We start from the raw sequence: 16,784 nt of genomic DNA on the forward strand, positions 1-16,784 counted from the left end.
TAGGGTATCGGCAAAGAGGGCGCCATGGGCAAGACATCTTCAGACCGCGTTAAAAAACGCCGGGTGTTCTACATTCCCGGCTATGATCCCATTCATCCCCGCCGCTACCGCGAGTTGTACCGCAAAGAAGGTGCAGCGCAGGGGGCGGTTTCCGGTTATGAGATTGGTTTGAAACCCAAACCAACGGGTGCGCATTATGGCTGGTCAGTGGCGGCGCGTATTGATGGGGTGGATGTGCAGGCCGAGGTGGATGTGCTGGTCTGGTCCGACATCGTGCGCGATTCCATGGACAGCTCTATCCCTGCAACATACCTGCAACTGATCCGCACGGCTTGGGTCTATATTGGATCGGGCGCATTGTGGCGCCTGATGAAATTGCGCAAGGGGCCGGTGATTGCCGCGCTTTATCCGGTGGGGATGCTGTTGCTGCAATTGGGCCTCGCGGCAGCACTTGGTCTGGCGGTGTTCCAGATGACAATGATGGTGCTGGTTGTTCTGTTGAGTTTGTCTCTGCCCATCGTCGTGGTTGGCGGAGCCGGTCTGGCGCTTGGTCTTGGGGCCGCTTTTGCACTACTGCGCTGGTTCAAAAAGCTGGATGGCAAGTTCTATGCCTATTACTTGATGCATGATTATTCTTATTCGGCTGGGGCCAATGGGGCCAATCCGCCAGAGCTTGAGGCACGGATTGCGGTCTTCACCGATGCCATTGCGCAGGCCCTGCAGGAAGATGTCCAAGAGGTTCTGGTCGTCGGCCATTCCTCGGGCGCGCATCTGGGGGTGTCGATCCTTGCGGATCTGATCCGACAAGGCAGGGTGCCTGCATCCGGTCCCACGCTGTCATTTCTGAGTTTGGGACAAGTGGTGCCAATGGTTTCGTTCTTGCCCGAAGCCCATCGTTTGCGCGGCGACTTGCGCTATCTCTCGGCGTGTGGCGAACTGACTTGGGTGGATGTAACCGCCCCGGGGGACGGATGCTCTTTTGCCCTGTGTGATCCGGTTGCGGTGTCTGGCGTGGCCCCCAAGGGCAAGCAATGGCCATTGGTGTTTTCTGCCGCCTTTACCCAGACGCTGAGCCCCGAACGCTGGAAAGAATTGCGCTGGCGGTTTTTCCGGCTGCATTTCCAGTATCTTTGCGCCTTTGACCGCCCCAAGGACTACGACTATTTCCAGATCACCGCCGGGCCGCTGACGTTGGCCGAACGCTATGGCGCGCGACCGCCCAGCCGGTCCCGCATTCTGCGCGCCGAGAGCAAATACACATCGGTCTGCGCATGAGCCTGCCGCCCAAACCGCCCAGCCGCCCGTCGAAAGTATCGCTGTGGCGGTATGCCAAATTGTTTCGGGCGGACATTCTGTCAGCCCAGCCGGCGCGGCTGTACCGTGCATGGATGGCCGAGTTCAAAACGCCGTTTTTCCGCAGCTATCTGATCAACCAGCCTGAGCTGGTTAAAACTGTTCTGAAAGACCGCCCCGATGATTTTCCGAAATCCGACCGGGTCAGCGAAGGGCTAAGGCCTTTGTTGGGCAACAGTGTCTTTCTGACCAATGGCGCGGCATGGAAACGACAGCGCCGCATTATCGATCCGGCATTCGAGGGCGGGCGGCTGCGCAAGGTTTTTCCCGCCATGTGGGAGGCTGCTGAGGCCGCCGCCGCACGGTTGGAGGAACGCACCGGAGAGCTTGTGGAGATGGAGGCCGTGACCAGCCATGTGGCGGCGGATGTTATTTGCCGGACGCTGTTTTCCATCCCCATCGAACACCATATCGCCCGCGCCGTGTTTGATGAATTCCGCATATTCCAGCGCTCGCAACCGCTGTTAAACCTCGCTGCTTTCATTCCGTTGCCACGCTGGATGCCAAGATTCTTTAGCAAGCAAACCAAGGTCAGCGCGCAAAAAATCCGGGGTCTGATTACCCGATTGACCCACCAACGTATGCAGGAGATTGCGGCGGGCACAGCGCCGGACGATCTGGCGACCAAGATCATGACCACGGCGGACCCGGTGACCGGCGAGCGCTTTGACGCGGATGAAATGGTTGATCAGGTGGCGATCTTCTTTCTTGCGGGACATGAGACCAGCGCATCGGCCCTTGCATGGTCGCTCTATCTCCTGGCAACGCATCCCGAATGGCAGGACCGTTTGGCGGCAGAGGCCCAAGCGTTGGGGCCGGAGTGTGATTTCAGTGTGATGTCGCAATTGCGGGTAAGCCGCGATGTGTTTCGCGAGGCGTTGCGGCTGTATCCGCCGGTGCCCATGATGGTGCGCGAGGCCCGCTGTCCCGAAGAGTTCCGGGACCGTGAGGTGGGAAAGGGCGCGCAGATTGTGCTGAGCCCGTGGCATCTGCACCGGCAGGAACGGTTGTGGGACAATCCCGACGGGTTTGATCCGGCGCGTTGGGACAGTGAGAACGGCAAACAATGCAGTCGGGATGCCTATATCCCGTTTTCCGCCGGCGCGCGTGTCTGTACGGGCGCAGGTTTTGCCATGGTTGAAGGGCCGTTGATCCTGTCGCGGATTCTGCGTGACTTTCGTGTGGTGGCAGATGCCAAACGGGTACCTGCACCGGTGGCGCACCTAACTGTGCGCTCGGACAAGGGCATCTGGTTGCGATTGGAACGACGGTAGGTTCTATCATCCGCCGCCGCTTTGGATTAGACACGCCTGCAAGCGGAATCACAAGGACGGGGATCACGAGCCATGGCACTTAACGCAGCACAGAAAGCGCAGATGGAAAGCGGCAAGGGCTTTATCGCCGCGTTGGATCAATCCGGCGGGTCCACCCCTAAGGCGCTGAGCCTTTATGGTGTTGAGCCAGCTGATTACAACGGCGATGCCGAAATGTTTCAGGCGATGCATGACATGCGGGCACGGATCATCCTGGCAGACGGTTTTACCGCCGAGAAGGTGATTGGCGCGATCCTGTTCGAGCGCACAATGGACGGGGAAATCAACGACAAACCGGTGGCGCAACTGTTGTGGGAAGACCGTGGCGTCGTGCCGTTTCTCAAGATTGACAAGGGTCTGGAAGCGGAGGCGCAAGGGGTGCAGGTGCTGAAGCCGATGCCGGATCTTGCGAACCTTCTGGCCCGGGCCGCAAAGGCGGGTATTTTCGGTACCAAAGAACGTTCTGTCATCCACAGTGCGGATGCAGAAGGCATCGAAGCTGTTGTGGCCCAGCAGCTGGATGTGGCCAAGCAGGTTTGCGCCGCAGGTCTGGTGCCGATTATCGAACCTGAGGTGAACATTCACTCCGAAACAAAAGCGCAGGCCGAAGAGATTTTGGCCGAAACCCTGACGCGCCATCTGGATGCCTTGGCCGCAGATCAGCTGGTGATGCTGAAACTGACGTTGCCAGAACAGCCCGGCCTTTACGATGCGCTGGCCGATCACCCGAATGTCTTACGGGTTGTGGCCTTATCAGGCGGATATTCAACGGATGACGCCTGTGCGCGCCTGAGCCAGAACAGCAAGATGATCGCGAGCTTTTCACGCGCCTTGACCGAAGGCTTGAACGTCAAGATGTCCGATTCTGAATTCAACACCGCCTTGGGGTCGAATATCAGCAAAATTTTTGAGGCCTCGGTGGCGTAGCGCAACGGAATTTTTTGAAAATTCCGGCCCGTTTTCTTTTAAAGAAAACGTCATTTGTATCGTCTGACTGGTTCCTGATTGCAGAAGATCACAATCTGACCCGCGTTTTCAACAGCCTGAAACCCGCGACGGCGCAATTCTGCGGCAAAGATATCTCTGCCGCAGAACCGTTCTATGTCGCGGGCCTTGCGCCTGATGACAGAACCAGCGGCTGCGGATTCGAAGCGTCCCGCCTTTAACCTGAGCCATCATATATCGCTTTTCGCGTTCGCCCAAAGGGAGAGGCCGCGAACAAGTGCTTCATGTTTGAGGCGGGGCGCTCTAGAGGAAAAGATGTTGTTCATCCAGACTTCGGGTGAGAGCTGTGAGGGGCGCAGGTGCATCTATCGACGCTAGCTGCCGTTTGGTAAACGATCCTTTAACGCGCGCAGCACAAACAGCCGGATGGCCGAGGCGAGACCCATATCCATGCCGCGTTCTTCGTCAATCTGTGCGGCGAGGGCATTGATCGGCATGTCCATCTCATCTGCCAGATCGCGAAATTCTGTCCAGAACTCGTCCTCTAGGGACACCGAAGTCCGGTGCCCTTTGAGGGTGACCGAGTGTTTAACAGGCCTGCCACTCATGTCTCGCGCTTGTGCCCATCCAACGCGCGCGTCTCTTTTTCCGCGCGCGTTCTCACACCTTCTTTTTCCGCCTTACTCTGTCCAAATCGAACGGCGTTTTCATTCGCACGGGTCTTGCGGGACGCTCGGTCGCGTTCCTTTCGGACCTTGTTCAGATTAATTGGCGAAGTCATTGTGGTGTCCTATTTTGGCCCGATCATGTCCTCAGGCCGCACCACTTTATCAAAGGTTTCCGCATCAACAAAGCCCAGCGCAATCGCTTCTTCCTTCAGGTTTGTGCCGTTCTTATGCGCGGTCTTGGCCACTTTGGTCGCATTGTCATAGCCGATGGTCGGGGCCAGCGCTGTCACCAGCATCAGGCTTTCTTTCATCAGCTTTTCAATGCGTGGTTCGTTGGCCTGCGTGCCCACCACCATGTTATCGGTAAAGCTGGATGCCGCGTCGCCCAACAATTGCATGGACTGGATGACGTTATAGCTCATCATCGGGTTATAGACGTTCAGCTCGAAATGACCCTGTGAACCGGCAAAACCCACGGCGGCGTCATTGCCCATGACATGGGCGCAAACCATGGTCAGCGCTTCGGCCTGTGTCGGATTCACTTTGCCCGGCATGATCGAGGAACCGGGTTCGTTTTCCGGCAGGATCAATTCGCCCAGACCAGAGCGCGGGCCAGAGCCCAAAAGACGCATGTCGTTGGCGATTTTGAACATTGAGGCCGCCACGGTCTTGAGCGCGCCCGAGAACATGACCATCGCGTCATGGGCCGCCAGCGCTTCGAATTTGTTGGGTGCTGTGACAAAGGGCAGACCGGTGATATTTGCAATCTCTGCGGCGACTTTCTCGGCAAACCCCTTGCGGGTGTTCAGGCCCGTGCCCACGGCTGTACCGCCTTGGGCCAGTTCGTAAATATCGGGCAGGCAGGCTTCGACGCGGGCAATGCCCTTGGCCATCTGGTGGGCATAGCCGCCGAATTCCTGACCCAGTGTTAGAGGTGTTGCATCCTGCGTATGGGTGCGGCCGATCTTGATAATGTCCTTAAACTCTTCTGATTTTGCCGCCAGCGCGTCGTGCAATTTACGCAGGCCGGGCAGCAAAGTATCCCGTGCAACCATGCCGATGGCCACATGCATGGCCGTTGGGAATGTATCGTTCGAGGATTGCCCCATGTTGCAATGATCATTGGGGTGGACCGGTGATTTCGACCCCATGACGCCGCCCAGAATTTCAATCGCACGGTTCGAGATGACCTCGTTGGAGTTCATGTTCGATTGGGTGCCTGAACCTGTCTGCCAAACCACCAGTGGAAAGTTGTCGTCAAACTTGCCGTCGATCACTTCCTGCGCAGCCTCTTTGATGGCAGGGGCCAGATCGGCATCCAGATCGCCAAAACCAAGGTTCACCTCAGCGCAGGCTTTTTTGATCACCCCCAAAGCGCGGACAATCGCAACCGGCTGACGCTCCCAACCGATGGGAAAGTTCATGATCGAGCGCTGTGTCTGGGCCCCCCAATATTTATCCGAAGGAACCTCCAAGGGGCCAAAACTATCGGTTTCTGTACGGGTATCGGCCATGCTGGCGCTCCTGATCATGCTTAGAATTGTTCCTACGTGGTGTAACGCCGACCCTTGGTCAGCGCAATTGGACGGCTGCGGGAAAGCCTGTCCAATGCGGCAAAGCGCAGATTATTTTCGGAAAGAATCAAGCGAAACGATTTCGGCGTCTTTGCTTTCGGGTTCTTCTTCGGCCTCGACGGGTTCTGCCTTGGGGGTCGGCCCAGGCACCACGTCTTCGATCACGGTCTTGTCGTCGTCATCGTTTTCTTGTTGCTCAAAGCGCAGCCCGAATTCCACCGATGGATCTACAAAGGTGCGGATCGCATCATAAGGAATATAGAGCGGTTCAGGGGCATCACCGAAGTTCAGGGTGATTGAAAATCCTTCATCGGTTACTTCCAGCCCGTCATACCAATGCTGCATCACCACAGTCATCTCGCCGGGATAACGGTCAGATAGCCAATCCGCCAGTTCTGCATCAGGATGAGACGTATCAAACGTGATGAAAAAATGGTGGTCGCCGGGCAGGCCACGATCGGCCACATCCAACAGAACTTTGCGTATTAGGCCCCGCATGGCGTCATGCATCAGGTTGCCATAGTCAATCTCGCGGTTCATTGGTCCCTCGGTGCATCCCTTAGTTAGGCCGTACCATACTTCTTTTCCGGACAAGGGAAAGGGGGTGTGCCATCAAACCGCAACAATCAGCAAAGCACCGGCAGCAGTTATCAACATTGTCGTCACAAACGACCGGTTCAGCACCAACATCAGCACGCCCGCTCCCACACTCAGCGCCGCCGCAGGCAGGTTGAAACTGTCAGGTACGGGCAGAGGCATCGCCAGCAGGGCATCGGCCCGGACCTCGTCAAACAAAACGTGCAAGGTGAACCATAAAGACAGATTTGCAATCACTCCCACGACCGCGGCGGTAATGGCCTGCAATGCGCCCGCCAGACGGGGCTGCGCCGAGATACGTTCCAGATAAGGGCCGGCAAGGAAAATCCACAAGAAACACGGGGTAAACGTCACCCAAAGCGCGACCAGCCCGGCGGCAATGGCACCGGACACGCCAGATTGCGCAAATCCGGCCAGCAAAGCGACAAATTCGGTGACAAGAATCAGTGGCCCCGGTGTGGTTTCGGCCAGACCCAGCGCATCGATCATCTGGGCCGTGGTGATCCAGCCGAAATCCTGAACTACGGTTTGGGTCATATAGGCCAGTACGGCATAGGCCCCGCCAAAGGTCACCACCGCGAGTTTTGAAAAGAACAGACCCAGTTGCAAAAGAAATGCCTGATCCAAGGTCCAAAGCAGCGCCAGCGGCGCGGCCCAAAGCCCGCCCCAAAGGAGCAACACGCTGCGGGTCTGGGCCTTGCGTGGTGGTGCGACATCCATCTCCGGGGCCGGGCCGGTTTGCATCACCATCCCCCAAAGGCCTGCTGCCAGAATGATCAGCGGAAAAGGCAGCCCCAGTGCAAAGAGACCCAGAAACGACAGCGCTGCCAAAAGCCAGCCCTGCCACCCATGCAGCGCTTTGCCCGCAACCTTGCGCAGGGCCTGGAACACCACGATGATTACTGCCGCCTTGATGCCCAAGAACGCTGCCTGCACCAGAGGGACATCACCGTAAAATGCATACCCCAAGGCCAGCGCCGCAATCACCAATGCACCGGGCACAACAAACAGGAACCCTGCAAGAATACCGCCAGCCGTGCCGCGCAGCCGCCAACCGGCATAGGTTGCCAGCTGCATCGCCTCGGGTCCGGGCAGCAACATGCACAGGGACAGAGCCCGCAGATAGGCCGCCTCGGACAGCCAGTCGCGGGTTTCCACCAGTTCGCGGTGCATCAGGGCAATTTGCGCTGCGGGGCCCCCAAAAGAGAGGACCCCAATACGCCCGAATACCCGGGTCATTTCAGCCCAGCGCGGCGCGCTCATGAGTTGCCACCGGGCCAATCGTGGGTTTCCCCCTGACCATCGCGCGCCCAGCGATAAAGCGCATCGTAAATCGCCATTCCTGCATCCAGCTGTGCGAAATCATCTTTGTACTGTCGCGAAAGCCCCACCGAAACCGCCAGCAAACCCGCAGCTTCGGGGCTGCTTTCATGGCTATTGGTATCCGCTGCGCGGATAACTCTGGCCAACCGATCCAACGCCGGAGTGTGCAGGGCGAATTCATCCAGCATGATGTCAAAGGTACAGCGGTCTTCGCGGTGCGACCAAAAACCCCCTTCGATGTCAAAAGGTGTTGCGTCATAGCGCAGTGCCACACCCTCGACCTCGGCGGGGGAGACAAACAGGAACTCCGCCGTAGGATCGACAAAGCGGCGGATCAGCCACGTGCAGGCAATGCGGTCTATCTTGGGGCGGTGACGGGTGACCCAACGTGTGCAGCCCGCGACTTGATTTGGAAATGACGCTGCCGGTATGCGCGGGGCATCCGGGTGGGCGCGCCACGCGTGATTGCCCCCGCCAAGATATTCTGACTTCAGCCCTCGATTGCGCAACAGGGCGTTCATGCCTTGTGATAGTTTAATGCCGCGCTGGCAGATGATGACGCTGGACCGTCCGTCCAGTTTTGCGACCAGCCCGTCAATATCCGTATGGGGATGGCGAAAGGCACCGGGGATCAGAAACGGATCTGCGGTAAAGTCAGGGTCGATCGAGATATCCACCAACACCGGCGCGTCGGGAAGCCCGATCAGGCGCAACAATTGGGCAACAGTGATTTCATTGGGAGATGCCATAGCATGTGTCCTTTTGCTGGAAACATGCGAACCTCTGGCCATGGCCTCACGGGGCGTTCGCGGTTCTACCCCATAGATGCAAACTGCCGTTCTGTGACGCGATAGTCAAGCGCCACCAGCAGGCTAAAACAGCGGTGCCAGGAAACCCAAGGTCGGGTGCCTAGGGCGGGTTTGCGATTCCAAATACTGGCGCTGGCCGCGATGGCGCGCAGCGGCACATGTCACGCCCTCTTGCTCACCGGCGCTGCGTGGCGCAAATATTGGCGTATGAAAACCAACCTTGCCGCTCTTATCACCCGCACCCCTCGCACATATAATCAGGATCGTGCCCGCGACGCTTTGGCCATGGTCCCGGAGGCACCGCCAGAAGTGCGTGCGCTGGTGGCGGGGGCGGCGTCCTGTGCCCCCTATATCCTCAGCCTGCTTGAGAAAGAGGCCGCTTGGCTGATGCAGGCAGTTGATGACCCCGCCGCCGCAGTGCAAGCGGTGATCGACGGGGCGGCGGATATCGCTTTCGCTGACATCAGTGACGGTCTGCGCCGTGGCAAACGGCGGGTCGCCCTGATGACAGCCCTGTGTGATCTGGGGGGTATTTGGTCGCTGGAACAGGTGACGGGCGTGTTGACAGATTACGCCGATGCGGCTTGCGGTGCTGCCTTGCGCGCCGGTCTGGCCCCACAGATTGCCCGTGGAAAATTGCCGGGCATGACACAAGACGATCTGTCAGATGCTGGCGGCATGGTGGTGCTGGCCATGGGCAAGATGGGCGCAGGAGAGTTGAATTACTCCTCTGACATCGACCTGATCTGCCTGTTTGACGAAACCCGTTTCGAAGTTGATGATTTCCACGCGGCCCGTACCGCATTTATCCGTGCCACCCGCGCCATGAGCGGCACCCTGAGTGATCTGACCGGCGAGGGCTATGTCTTTCGCACCGATTTACGTTTGCGCCCCGATCCCGGTGTCACGCCGGTGTGCATGGCGATGGAGGCGGCGGAACGGTATTACGAAAGTCTGGGCCGCACATGGGAACGCGCAGCCTATATTAAGGCGCGGCCCTGTGCCGGTGATCTGGATGCGGGCGGGCGGTTTATCAAAACCCTGCGCCCGTTCATCTGGCGGCGCCATCTGGATTTTGCCGCGATTCAGGATGCCCATGACATGCGGCTTGCGATCCGCGAACACAAAGGGCTGGGGGGGCCGATCACCTTGCCCGGGCACAATATGAAGCTGGGGCGGGGCGGCATCCGCGAGATCGAGTTTTTCACCCAGACACGCCAGCTGATTGCTGGGGGACGTGACCCTGAACTGCGCGGGCGCGGCACCTGCGAAAACCTGACTATTCTGGCACAGAAGAACTGGATTCCGACCGATGTGGCTGAACGCCTGAGCGATCATTACCGGGCGCACCGCACCGTAGAGCATCGCCTGCAAATGGTGCGTGATGCCCAGACCCATGATTTACCGCAGTCCGAAGACGGCTTTGCCCGGCTGGCCGCAATGATGGATATGGACATCCCCGATCTGGAGGCCGACCTGCATCGCCGCTTGTCCGAAGTGCATGAAACCACCGAAGGATTCTTTGCCGGTACAAAGACCAAGGCAGACCCAGAGCGCGCGCCACACCGTTTTGATCCTCAGGTACTGGATCGTTGGCACAGCTATCCTGCGTTTCGCTCTGAACGCGGGGCCGAGATTTTCGAACGCCTGAAACCCGACATTCTGGCGCGGCTGGCTGATGCGGCCAAACCTGACGAGGCATTGCTGGCCTTTGACGGGTTTCTTGCAGGGTTGCCCGCCGGGGTGCAGCTGTTTTCGCTGTTGAATGCCAATCCACAGCTGGCGGACCTGTTGATTGACGTGGTTTCCACATCGCCCGCGCTGGCCAAACATCTGTCGCGCAATGCTGCGGTGTTTGATGCGGTGATCGGCGGCGATTTCTTTAGCGACTGGCCCGGAGAAGCGGGATTGCGTGAGGCATTGTCAGCGGTTCTTGCACGTGAGCCCAGTTACGAGGCCCAGTTGGATGGCACCCGCCGTTGGGCACGGGAATGGCATTTCCGAATTGGGGTGCATCTGCTGCGTGGGCTGACAAATGCCGAAACCGCTGGCTTGCAATATGCCGATCTTGCGCGGGCCGTCTTGGGCGCGCTGTGGCCGGTGGTGACGGATGAATTTGCCACCCGCTATGGTCCTCCACCGGGGCGCGGTGCCGTGCTGCTGGGGATGGGGTCACTGGGGGCAGGGCGGCTGAATACCACTTCGGATCTGGACTTGTTGGTGATCTATGATCCACTGGATCAGGAGGCCTCGGAGGGAAAACGCTCACTTGCATCGCGCACCTATTATGCGCGGTTGACGCAAGCAATGATCACCGCGATGACCGCCCCGATGTCGCAGGGCAAGCTCTATGAGATTGATATGCGGCTGCGCCCGTCAGGCAATCAGGGCCCTGTGGCTACAAGTCTGGCCAGCTTTGAAAGTTATCAAAAATCACAGGCATGGGTCTGGGAACATTTGGCGCTGACCCGCGCTGCTGTGGTTGCCGGACCGGCCGCTTTGGCCGCGGATGTCGACCGGCTGTGTGCGCAGGTGCTGACCCTGCCCAGTGCCCCCGATCAGGTGAAAACAGAAGTGGCGCAGATGCGCGACAGGATCGCCGCCAGCAAAGCTGCGACAGGTCCGTGGGACGCCAAGATCGGGCCGGGCCGGTTGCAGGATATCGAACTGTTCGCACAATCCGGTGCCCTGATTGCCGGGCGTGTGGCCCACCGCATTTCCGATGGGATCGAGGCAGCCACGACCCAAGGGTTGATAGACGCAGAGGGCGCGCAGGTGCTTGAGCTGGCCTATGATGCCTGTTGGCAGTTACAATGTGCCGGCAAACTGCTGTCACCGGACGCGCTGGACACTGACGCATTAGGGCAGGCGGGGGCTGCGTTTCTGGCGCGTGCGCTTGGTTGCGACACTTTGGCGGCTGTCGCGGCGCATATGGAACAGAAATGTCGGGCCGCCGCAGACGTTATCACGACTGCACTGTCAGCCCCGCAAGGAAGTACCGGATGAAAAAAGGCACACCAGAAGACCCCAAAGGGCTTATCTTTGAAAGCTACCGTATAGAGGGGATCACCAAACCTGAATGCCGCACGATCTTTCTGGACTGGGCGCTGAGCCTGCCGGTTGAACAGAACAGTGCGAAGACCATCAGCAGCCTGCTGGCGCAATACCAGCCCGATCACCCCGATCACCCAATGACCGAGGTTCTGAGCGAGGGGCTGCACACCATGGCGACGCCGCGCCGACGTGGCGGATGGCGTAACCGGGTGCGCAACCAGCAATAGATCAGCATCCCGTAGCCTGCCGGAAAAATTCCCTTAAATTGGTCAAAATAGCCCAATTTCAGCCGCAATTTCCCCCTAGCTTCAGGCATGAGAAAGTCGGGTCGCAAAATGCATCCGCAAGCGAGGGAACAGCGATGCAGATGATCCGAAACAGTGGCAACAGATTTGGCAAACTTGCCCTGATCGCAGCGCTTGGCGCATCTCTTGCTGCTTGTGGCAACACGCCGGACATCGCCAGTCGCAATCTATCCAACGGGGCATCGGCGTCCATCGTTGCAGTGGCCCAGCCGGGGCCGGTGGTCCGCTCGACCGCGCCTTTGCCGGTGACGGTTTCGGCCATCAATGTTTCTGTGCCGCGCAACCTCACCGTCTCCGAAGCGAACCTCTATTACCCAATAGCGGATATCGTCTGGCGCGGTGATATGATCGGCGACCGCCATGTGCAGGTTCAACATATCTTTGAAACCGCCTTTCGTGCCGGGACATCCGATCTTTCCGGGCCCACCGGCGTGATTTTGGATGCAGAGGTGGTGCGTTTTCATTCCCTGTCCGAGAAGGCCCGATATTCCGTTGGGGGCGTGCATAACATGGTGTTTAAACTGACCGTGCGCCGCGCCACAACTGGCGAACAATTAGGTCCGACACGTCTGGTCAAGGCCGATCTGCCGGCATTGGGCGGCACTGCTGCAATCGAGGCAGACCGCAAAGGCCAGACCCAGAAAGTGCGGGTGACCGATTTCCTAGCTCAGGCAATCCGGAAGGAATTGGCGCGGTTTGTCTCTGCTTAAGCCTATTGTGACCGATTCAACGCTTTCCCAAAGGCGCTTTACAGACTAAAGGGGCGCTATGACAGCGCCCCACACCCCACCCGCAAACGACGATTCTGCAACCGCTACGGCAACAACCGCCACGGCGACCGTCCGGATGATGCCAAAGGCCAACGCCCGTGCCATCCGCTTTGGTGCGCCTTGGGTTTATGCCAATGAAATGGTCATGGACCGGCGCACAAAGAACATCGCCCCCGGTGCCCTGGCCCGTCTGGAAGACGCTGAACGCCAAGTGCTGGGTTTGGTGGCGATGAACCCTAATTCCAAAATCATCGGTCGGATGCTGGACGCCGATCCTGAAACGGTGATTGATCAGGCGTGGTTCGAAGACAAATTCGCCCGCGCCCTTGCGCTGCGCAGTCAGCTGTTTGACGCACCTTATTACCGCTTGATCCATGCCGAGGCGGACGGGCTGCCGGGGGTCATCATTGACCGTTTCGGTGACACATGCGTTGTTCAGCCGAATGCCGCCTGGGCAGATGCGCGGATGGAAATATTAAGCGCAGCGCTGGTTGCCGTAACCGGTGTGAGCAATGTGTTGAAGAACGCAGGTGGACGGACCCGCACCCTTGAGGGGCTAGACGATGTATCGGGCGTGATGGCAGGTGCCTTGCCTGAGGGGCCATTGCCCGTCCCGATGAACGGCGCGACCTATATGGCGGATTTGACCGGCGGACAGAAAACCGGCCTGTTTTATGACCAACGCCCCAACCACGCCTTTGCGGCAAACATGACGCGGGGCCTGCGGGTGCTTGATGTGTTTTCCCATGTTGGCGGGTTTTCCTTGGCTGCTTTGGCGGCTGGGGCTGAAAGCGCCATGGCCGTGGACGGGTCCGCACCGGCGCTGGAGCTGGCGACACAGGGGGCCGCGGCTATGTCGATGCAGGACAAGTTTAGCGTACGCCAAGGCGATGCCTTTGACACGCTGGCCGCGTTGCGCAGCGAGGGCGCTGAATTTGATGTAGTGATCTGTGACCCGCCATCTTTCGCCCCGTCGAAAAAGGCGCTGGAAGCCGGTTTGCGGGCCTATGAACGCATCGCCCGTCTGGCGGCACCACTGGTTGCGGAAAACGGCATTTTGGGCCTGTGTTCCTGTTCACATGCCGCTGATCTTACGGCGTTCCGTACCGCATCCGTGCGCGGCATCGGGCGGGCAGGGCGGCGCGGCATCCTGCTGCATACTGGTTTTGCCGGGGCCGACCATCCGCAATTGCCGCAACTGGCCGAAAGCGGCTATCTCAAGTCGCTGTTCTTCCGCCTCTGATGGTGCCGCGCATCCTGATCGACACTTGTGTGCTTTATCCAACGGTGATGCGCGAAGTGGTGATGGGCGCGGCCAAGGCAGGGTTGTTCCAGCCGGTCTGGTCAGAACGCATACTAGAGGAATGGGCCCGCGCCGCGATCAAGCTGGGCCCAACTGGCGAAGTACAGGCCCGCAGTGAAATCGCGATGCTGCGCGCCGCGTGGCCCGCCGCCGAACGTCCTGCCGCGCCGCAGGTTGCACAGCGGCTATGGTTGCCAGATGCCGACGATATCCATGTGCTGGCCGTTGCCGTGGATTCCAGTGCTGATATGATTATGACACTGAATGCAAAGGATTTTCCACGCGATATTCTTGCCGAGGAAGACCTGACCCGTATTGACCCTGACAGCTTTCTGCATCAACTCTGGCTGGATCATCCAGAAATCATTGCGCAGGCTGCGGATGATGTTCTGGCAACAGCGCGCAAGCTGTCGGGCAAGCACTGGGAACTGCGAGCGCTGCTCAAAAAGGCGCGACTGCCCCGTTTGGCCAAGGCCTTGTCCCCGCCACGTCAAAGCTAATCCAATGGCGTTTCGAGCAAAATTGGAATCCCCTGTTCGCAGTCTCGTCCCTTGGTCGAACGCACAAGGGGATGCGTGATGTTTCAAAATTAACTCAACAGACCCTAGCGCATACGATGAATGTCCACAGGCCCTAGCTGTGCCAGCGTTTCTGAAGCATCTGCAAGGCCTTGATCCGCTCATCGGTCTTGGGATGGCTGAGCAACCATGCTGGGGCTGTGCCGGAATTGGACTGGGTCAATGCCTCAAGTTTTTTGAACAGTGAAATCTGCGGTGCGACACCAATTCCCGCTTTGCTGAGCAGGGCCGCAGCATAGGCGTCCGCCTCGTATTCATCCGCACGGGACAGGCGGGCGGCAAGCAGGGTGGTCAGCATATTCGCGATCCACACACCGGCAAAAGGAATGAACCGTCCCAACACCATGGCCAAGGCGGTGCGCAATGCGTTTTGTCCAGAGAAATCAATCATCCGGCGGCGCGAATGTCCCAGTGCGACATGGCCAAGTTCATGGGCAATCACGCTGGCCAGTTCCTCTGCCGTAACCTCGCCTTTGCGGAATTTATTGTAAAACCCGCGGGTAATGAAAATACGCCCATCCGGGGCCGCCAGCCCGTTTACCGGTTCTATCTCGTAGATGTGGACCTTTATCTTGGGCAGATCCAACGCGCGGGCAAGCCGGTCGCTGATCTCAAGCAATGCAGGATCGGCCAGCAAGGTCGAGCGCGCGTCAAGTTCGCGTGCCGTCCGCCAAGCGGAAAAGCGATACATTGCAAAGCCATAGACAACGGCCAGCAAGATGGGAATGATGCGGATCATAGGGTCAATATGGGGATGATCCGGCAACAAGCAAGCGAAGGTGCCGGAAACAGATGCGCGGCGGTCAGCGCGTCAACTCTTTGATCCCGCGTGACAATCCTTCAAGCGTCATCGGCACCATGGCCTGCGGTCCGAAAATTTCCTGAATCATGGCGATCGACTGGGTGTAGGGCCAATATTTCTCGGGCACCGGATTGATCCAAAGGTTGCTGCTCCATTGGTCCCGCGCGCGCGCCAGCCATGTTGAGCCGGCTTCGGCATTCCAATGTTCATTGGCACCACCCGGATAGGCAACCTCGTAGGGGGACATCGACGCGTCCCCGACAAAAATGCATTTATAATCAGGGCCGTAGGTGCGCAGGATTTCATGGGTCTGCATCTGCTCGTCCCAGCGGCGGCGGTTATCCTTCCACACCCCTTCATAGAGACAATTGTGGAAATAGAAGTGTTCCATGTGCTTGAATTCGGATTTCGCCGCCGAAAACAGCTCTTCGACCACCTTCACATGCGGATCCATAGAGCCGCCAATATCAAGGAACAACAGCACTTTGACAGCATTGCGCCGCTCAGGGCGGGTTTTCACATCCAGATATCCGTGTTCCGCCGTGGCGCGGATTGTGCCGCCAAGATCCAGCTCTTCCTGCGCCCCGTCGCGCGCCCAGCGGCGCAGGCGTTTCAACGCAACCTTGATGTTGCGTGTGCCCAGTTCAACTGTGTCGTCTAAGTTCTTGAATTCGCGCTTGTCCCAGACTTTGACAGCCCTCTGATGACGCGATTCATTCTGTCCGATGCGCACCCCTTCGGGGTTGTAACCGTAGGCACCAAACGGCGAGGTGCCCGCCGTGCCCACCCATTTGTTACCGCCCTGATGGCGGCCCTTTTGTTCTTCAAGCCGTTTTTTCAGCGTCTCCATCAGCTTGTCAAAGCCGCCAGCCGCTTCGATTTCTGCTTTTTCCTCGGGTGAAAGATGCTTTTCAGCCATCTTTTCCAGCCAGTCACGTGGGATTTCAACAGCTTCAAGAACATCGTCCAAGCTGATGTTTTCCAAGCCTTTAAATGCAGTAGAAAAAGCCTGATCGAACTTGTCTATATTGCGTTCATCTTTGACCATGGCGGTGCGGGCAAGGTAATAGAAGGCCTCGACGTCATAGGTCGCGATACCGGCGGCCATGCCGTCCAGAAAAGCCAAAAATTCACGCATGGAAACCGGGACTTTATGCGCCCGCAGCTGGTCAAAAAACGGTAAGAACATCAGGACGCCAGCAGGAACCGGTCAAACAGAACCGTTAAAACCATGCCGCAAATCATAAATGCCATACCAAAGCCGGCAGCGTATTGCGCCATATCCTTGCGGTTCCCGCCGCGTTTGCGGGCGTTAAACCCGCCCAAAAGTGCGCCTATAACGCCAAGACCGATTACGATCATCTGTGACCCCGCTTTGTGCCAAAGGCAG

The 16,784-nt window shown here is 58.3% G+C and carries 17 protein-coding genes; 8 read left to right on the top strand and 9 right to left on the bottom strand.

Translation table 11 applies throughout. The annotated features are described in order from the left end of the window. The first annotated feature begins 24 nt into the window (after positions 1–24). From HKX44_RS03935 to HKX44_RS03945, 3 genes are all read left to right on the top strand, one after another. On the top strand, positions 25–1,275 hold the full coding sequence (locus tag HKX44_RS03935; protein WP_276149989.1) for a hypothetical protein: 1,251 nt from the start codon (positions 25–27) through the stop codon (positions 1,273–1,275). After that, entirely contained in the window at positions 1,272–2,627 is a 1,356-nt protein-coding gene (locus HKX44_RS03940; RefSeq protein ID WP_276149990.1) for a cytochrome P450, read from the top strand. The genes HKX44_RS03935 and HKX44_RS03940 overlap by 4 nt, the downstream gene beginning before the upstream one ends. 72 nt (positions 2,628–2,699) lie before the next feature. Beyond that, positions 2,700–3,593 (top strand): fructose bisphosphate aldolase, encoded by an 894-nt coding sequence (locus HKX44_RS03945; protein ID WP_276149991.1) that lies wholly within the window; start codon positions 2,700–2,702, stop codon positions 3,591–3,593. Between the two features lie 392 nt (positions 3,594–3,985). On the opposite strand, the gene HKX44_RS03950 is transcribed toward HKX44_RS03945, so the two are convergent. The 6 genes from HKX44_RS03950 to HKX44_RS03975 all read right to left on the bottom strand — a co-directional run bounded on the left by HKX44_RS03950 (position 3,986) and on the right by HKX44_RS03975 (position 8,522). Further along, a complete protein-coding gene (locus HKX44_RS03950) occupies positions 3,986–4,219 on the bottom strand; it encodes a ribbon-helix-helix domain-containing protein (protein WP_276149993.1) in 234 nt (77 codons plus the stop codon). Further along, complete coding sequence (locus HKX44_RS03955) at positions 4,216–4,392, bottom strand: DUF4169 family protein (RefSeq protein WP_276149994.1); 177 nt, start codon at positions 4,390–4,392, stop codon at positions 4,216–4,218. The genes HKX44_RS03950 and HKX44_RS03955 overlap by 4 nt, the downstream gene beginning before the upstream one ends. Before the next feature lie 9 nt (positions 4,393–4,401). Then, positions 4,402–5,793: a class II fumarate hydratase gene (fumC, locus tag HKX44_RS03960; protein ID WP_276149995.1), complete on the bottom strand. Its 1,392-nt coding sequence runs from the start codon at positions 5,791–5,793 to the stop codon at positions 4,402–4,404. A 111-nt stretch (positions 5,794–5,904) separates the two neighbouring features. Then, positions 5,905–6,393, bottom strand: a complete 489-nt coding sequence (locus HKX44_RS03965) for a ClpXP protease specificity-enhancing factor SspB (RefSeq protein ID WP_276149996.1) — start codon at positions 6,391–6,393, stop codon at positions 5,905–5,907. A gap of 72 nt (positions 6,394–6,465) precedes the next feature. Further along, positions 6,466–7,713: a chromate efflux transporter gene (gene chrA, locus HKX44_RS03970; RefSeq protein WP_276149997.1), complete on the bottom strand. Its 1,248-nt coding sequence runs from the start codon at positions 7,711–7,713 to the stop codon at positions 6,466–6,468. Next, positions 7,710–8,522, bottom strand: a complete 813-nt coding sequence (locus tag HKX44_RS03975) for a sulfurtransferase/chromate resistance protein (RefSeq protein WP_276149998.1) — start codon at positions 8,520–8,522, stop codon at positions 7,710–7,712. Before HKX44_RS03975 ends, chrA begins: the two co-directional genes overlap by 4 nt. A 267-nt stretch (positions 8,523–8,789) precedes the next feature. Here HKX44_RS03975 and HKX44_RS03980 point away from each other — a divergent pair, with 267 nt between their 5' ends. The 5 genes from HKX44_RS03980 (at position 8,790) to HKX44_RS04000 (ending at position 14,514) form a co-directional block, all read left to right on the top strand. Next, on the top strand, positions 8,790–11,588 hold the full coding sequence (locus HKX44_RS03980) for a glutamine-synthetase adenylyltransferase (RefSeq protein ID WP_276149999.1): 2,799 nt from the start codon (positions 8,790–8,792) through the stop codon (positions 11,586–11,588). After that, a complete protein-coding gene (locus tag HKX44_RS03985) occupies positions 11,585–11,863 on the top strand; it encodes a hypothetical protein (RefSeq protein ID WP_276150000.1) in 279 nt (92 codons plus the stop codon). Before HKX44_RS03980 ends, HKX44_RS03985 begins: the two co-directional genes overlap by 4 nt. A gap of 134 nt (positions 11,864–11,997) precedes the next feature. Then, positions 11,998–12,651: a DUF6778 family protein gene (locus HKX44_RS03990; protein ID WP_276150001.1), complete on the top strand. Its 654-nt coding sequence runs from the start codon at positions 11,998–12,000 to the stop codon at positions 12,649–12,651. A gap of 136 nt (positions 12,652–12,787) precedes the next feature. Beyond that, positions 12,788–13,954 carry a class I SAM-dependent rRNA methyltransferase gene (locus HKX44_RS03995; protein WP_276150796.1) on the top strand — a complete coding sequence of 389 codons (1,167 nt, stop codon included), beginning with the start codon at positions 12,788–12,790 and terminating at the stop codon, positions 13,952–13,954. After that, positions 13,954–14,514, top strand: a complete 561-nt coding sequence (locus HKX44_RS04000) for a PIN domain-containing protein (protein ID WP_276150002.1) — start codon at positions 13,954–13,956, stop codon at positions 14,512–14,514. Before HKX44_RS03995 ends, HKX44_RS04000 begins: the two co-directional genes overlap by 1 nt. A 133-nt stretch (positions 14,515–14,647) precedes the next feature. Here the strand turns inward: HKX44_RS04000 and HKX44_RS04005 are convergent, their stop codons facing one another. The 3 genes from HKX44_RS04005 to HKX44_RS04015 form a co-directional block, all read right to left on the bottom strand. Beyond that, positions 14,648–15,331, bottom strand: a complete 684-nt coding sequence (locus HKX44_RS04005; protein WP_276150003.1) for a M48 family metalloprotease — start codon at positions 15,329–15,331, stop codon at positions 14,648–14,650. A 64-nt stretch (positions 15,332–15,395) separates the two neighbouring features. Continuing rightward, complete coding sequence (locus HKX44_RS04010) at positions 15,396–16,583, bottom strand: VWA domain-containing protein (protein WP_276150004.1); 1,188 nt, start codon at positions 16,581–16,583, stop codon at positions 15,396–15,398. Then, complete coding sequence (locus HKX44_RS04015) at positions 16,583–16,756, bottom strand: apolipoprotein acyltransferase (RefSeq protein WP_276150005.1); 174 nt, start codon at positions 16,754–16,756, stop codon at positions 16,583–16,585. The genes HKX44_RS04010 and HKX44_RS04015 overlap by 1 nt, the downstream gene beginning before the upstream one ends. Between the last annotated feature and the right edge of the window lie 28 nt (positions 16,757–16,784).

The organism is Sulfitobacter sp. M05 (assembly GCF_029285175.1).
Taxonomy (GTDB): Bacteria; Pseudomonadota; Alphaproteobacteria; order Rhodobacterales; family Rhodobacteraceae; genus Sulfitobacter.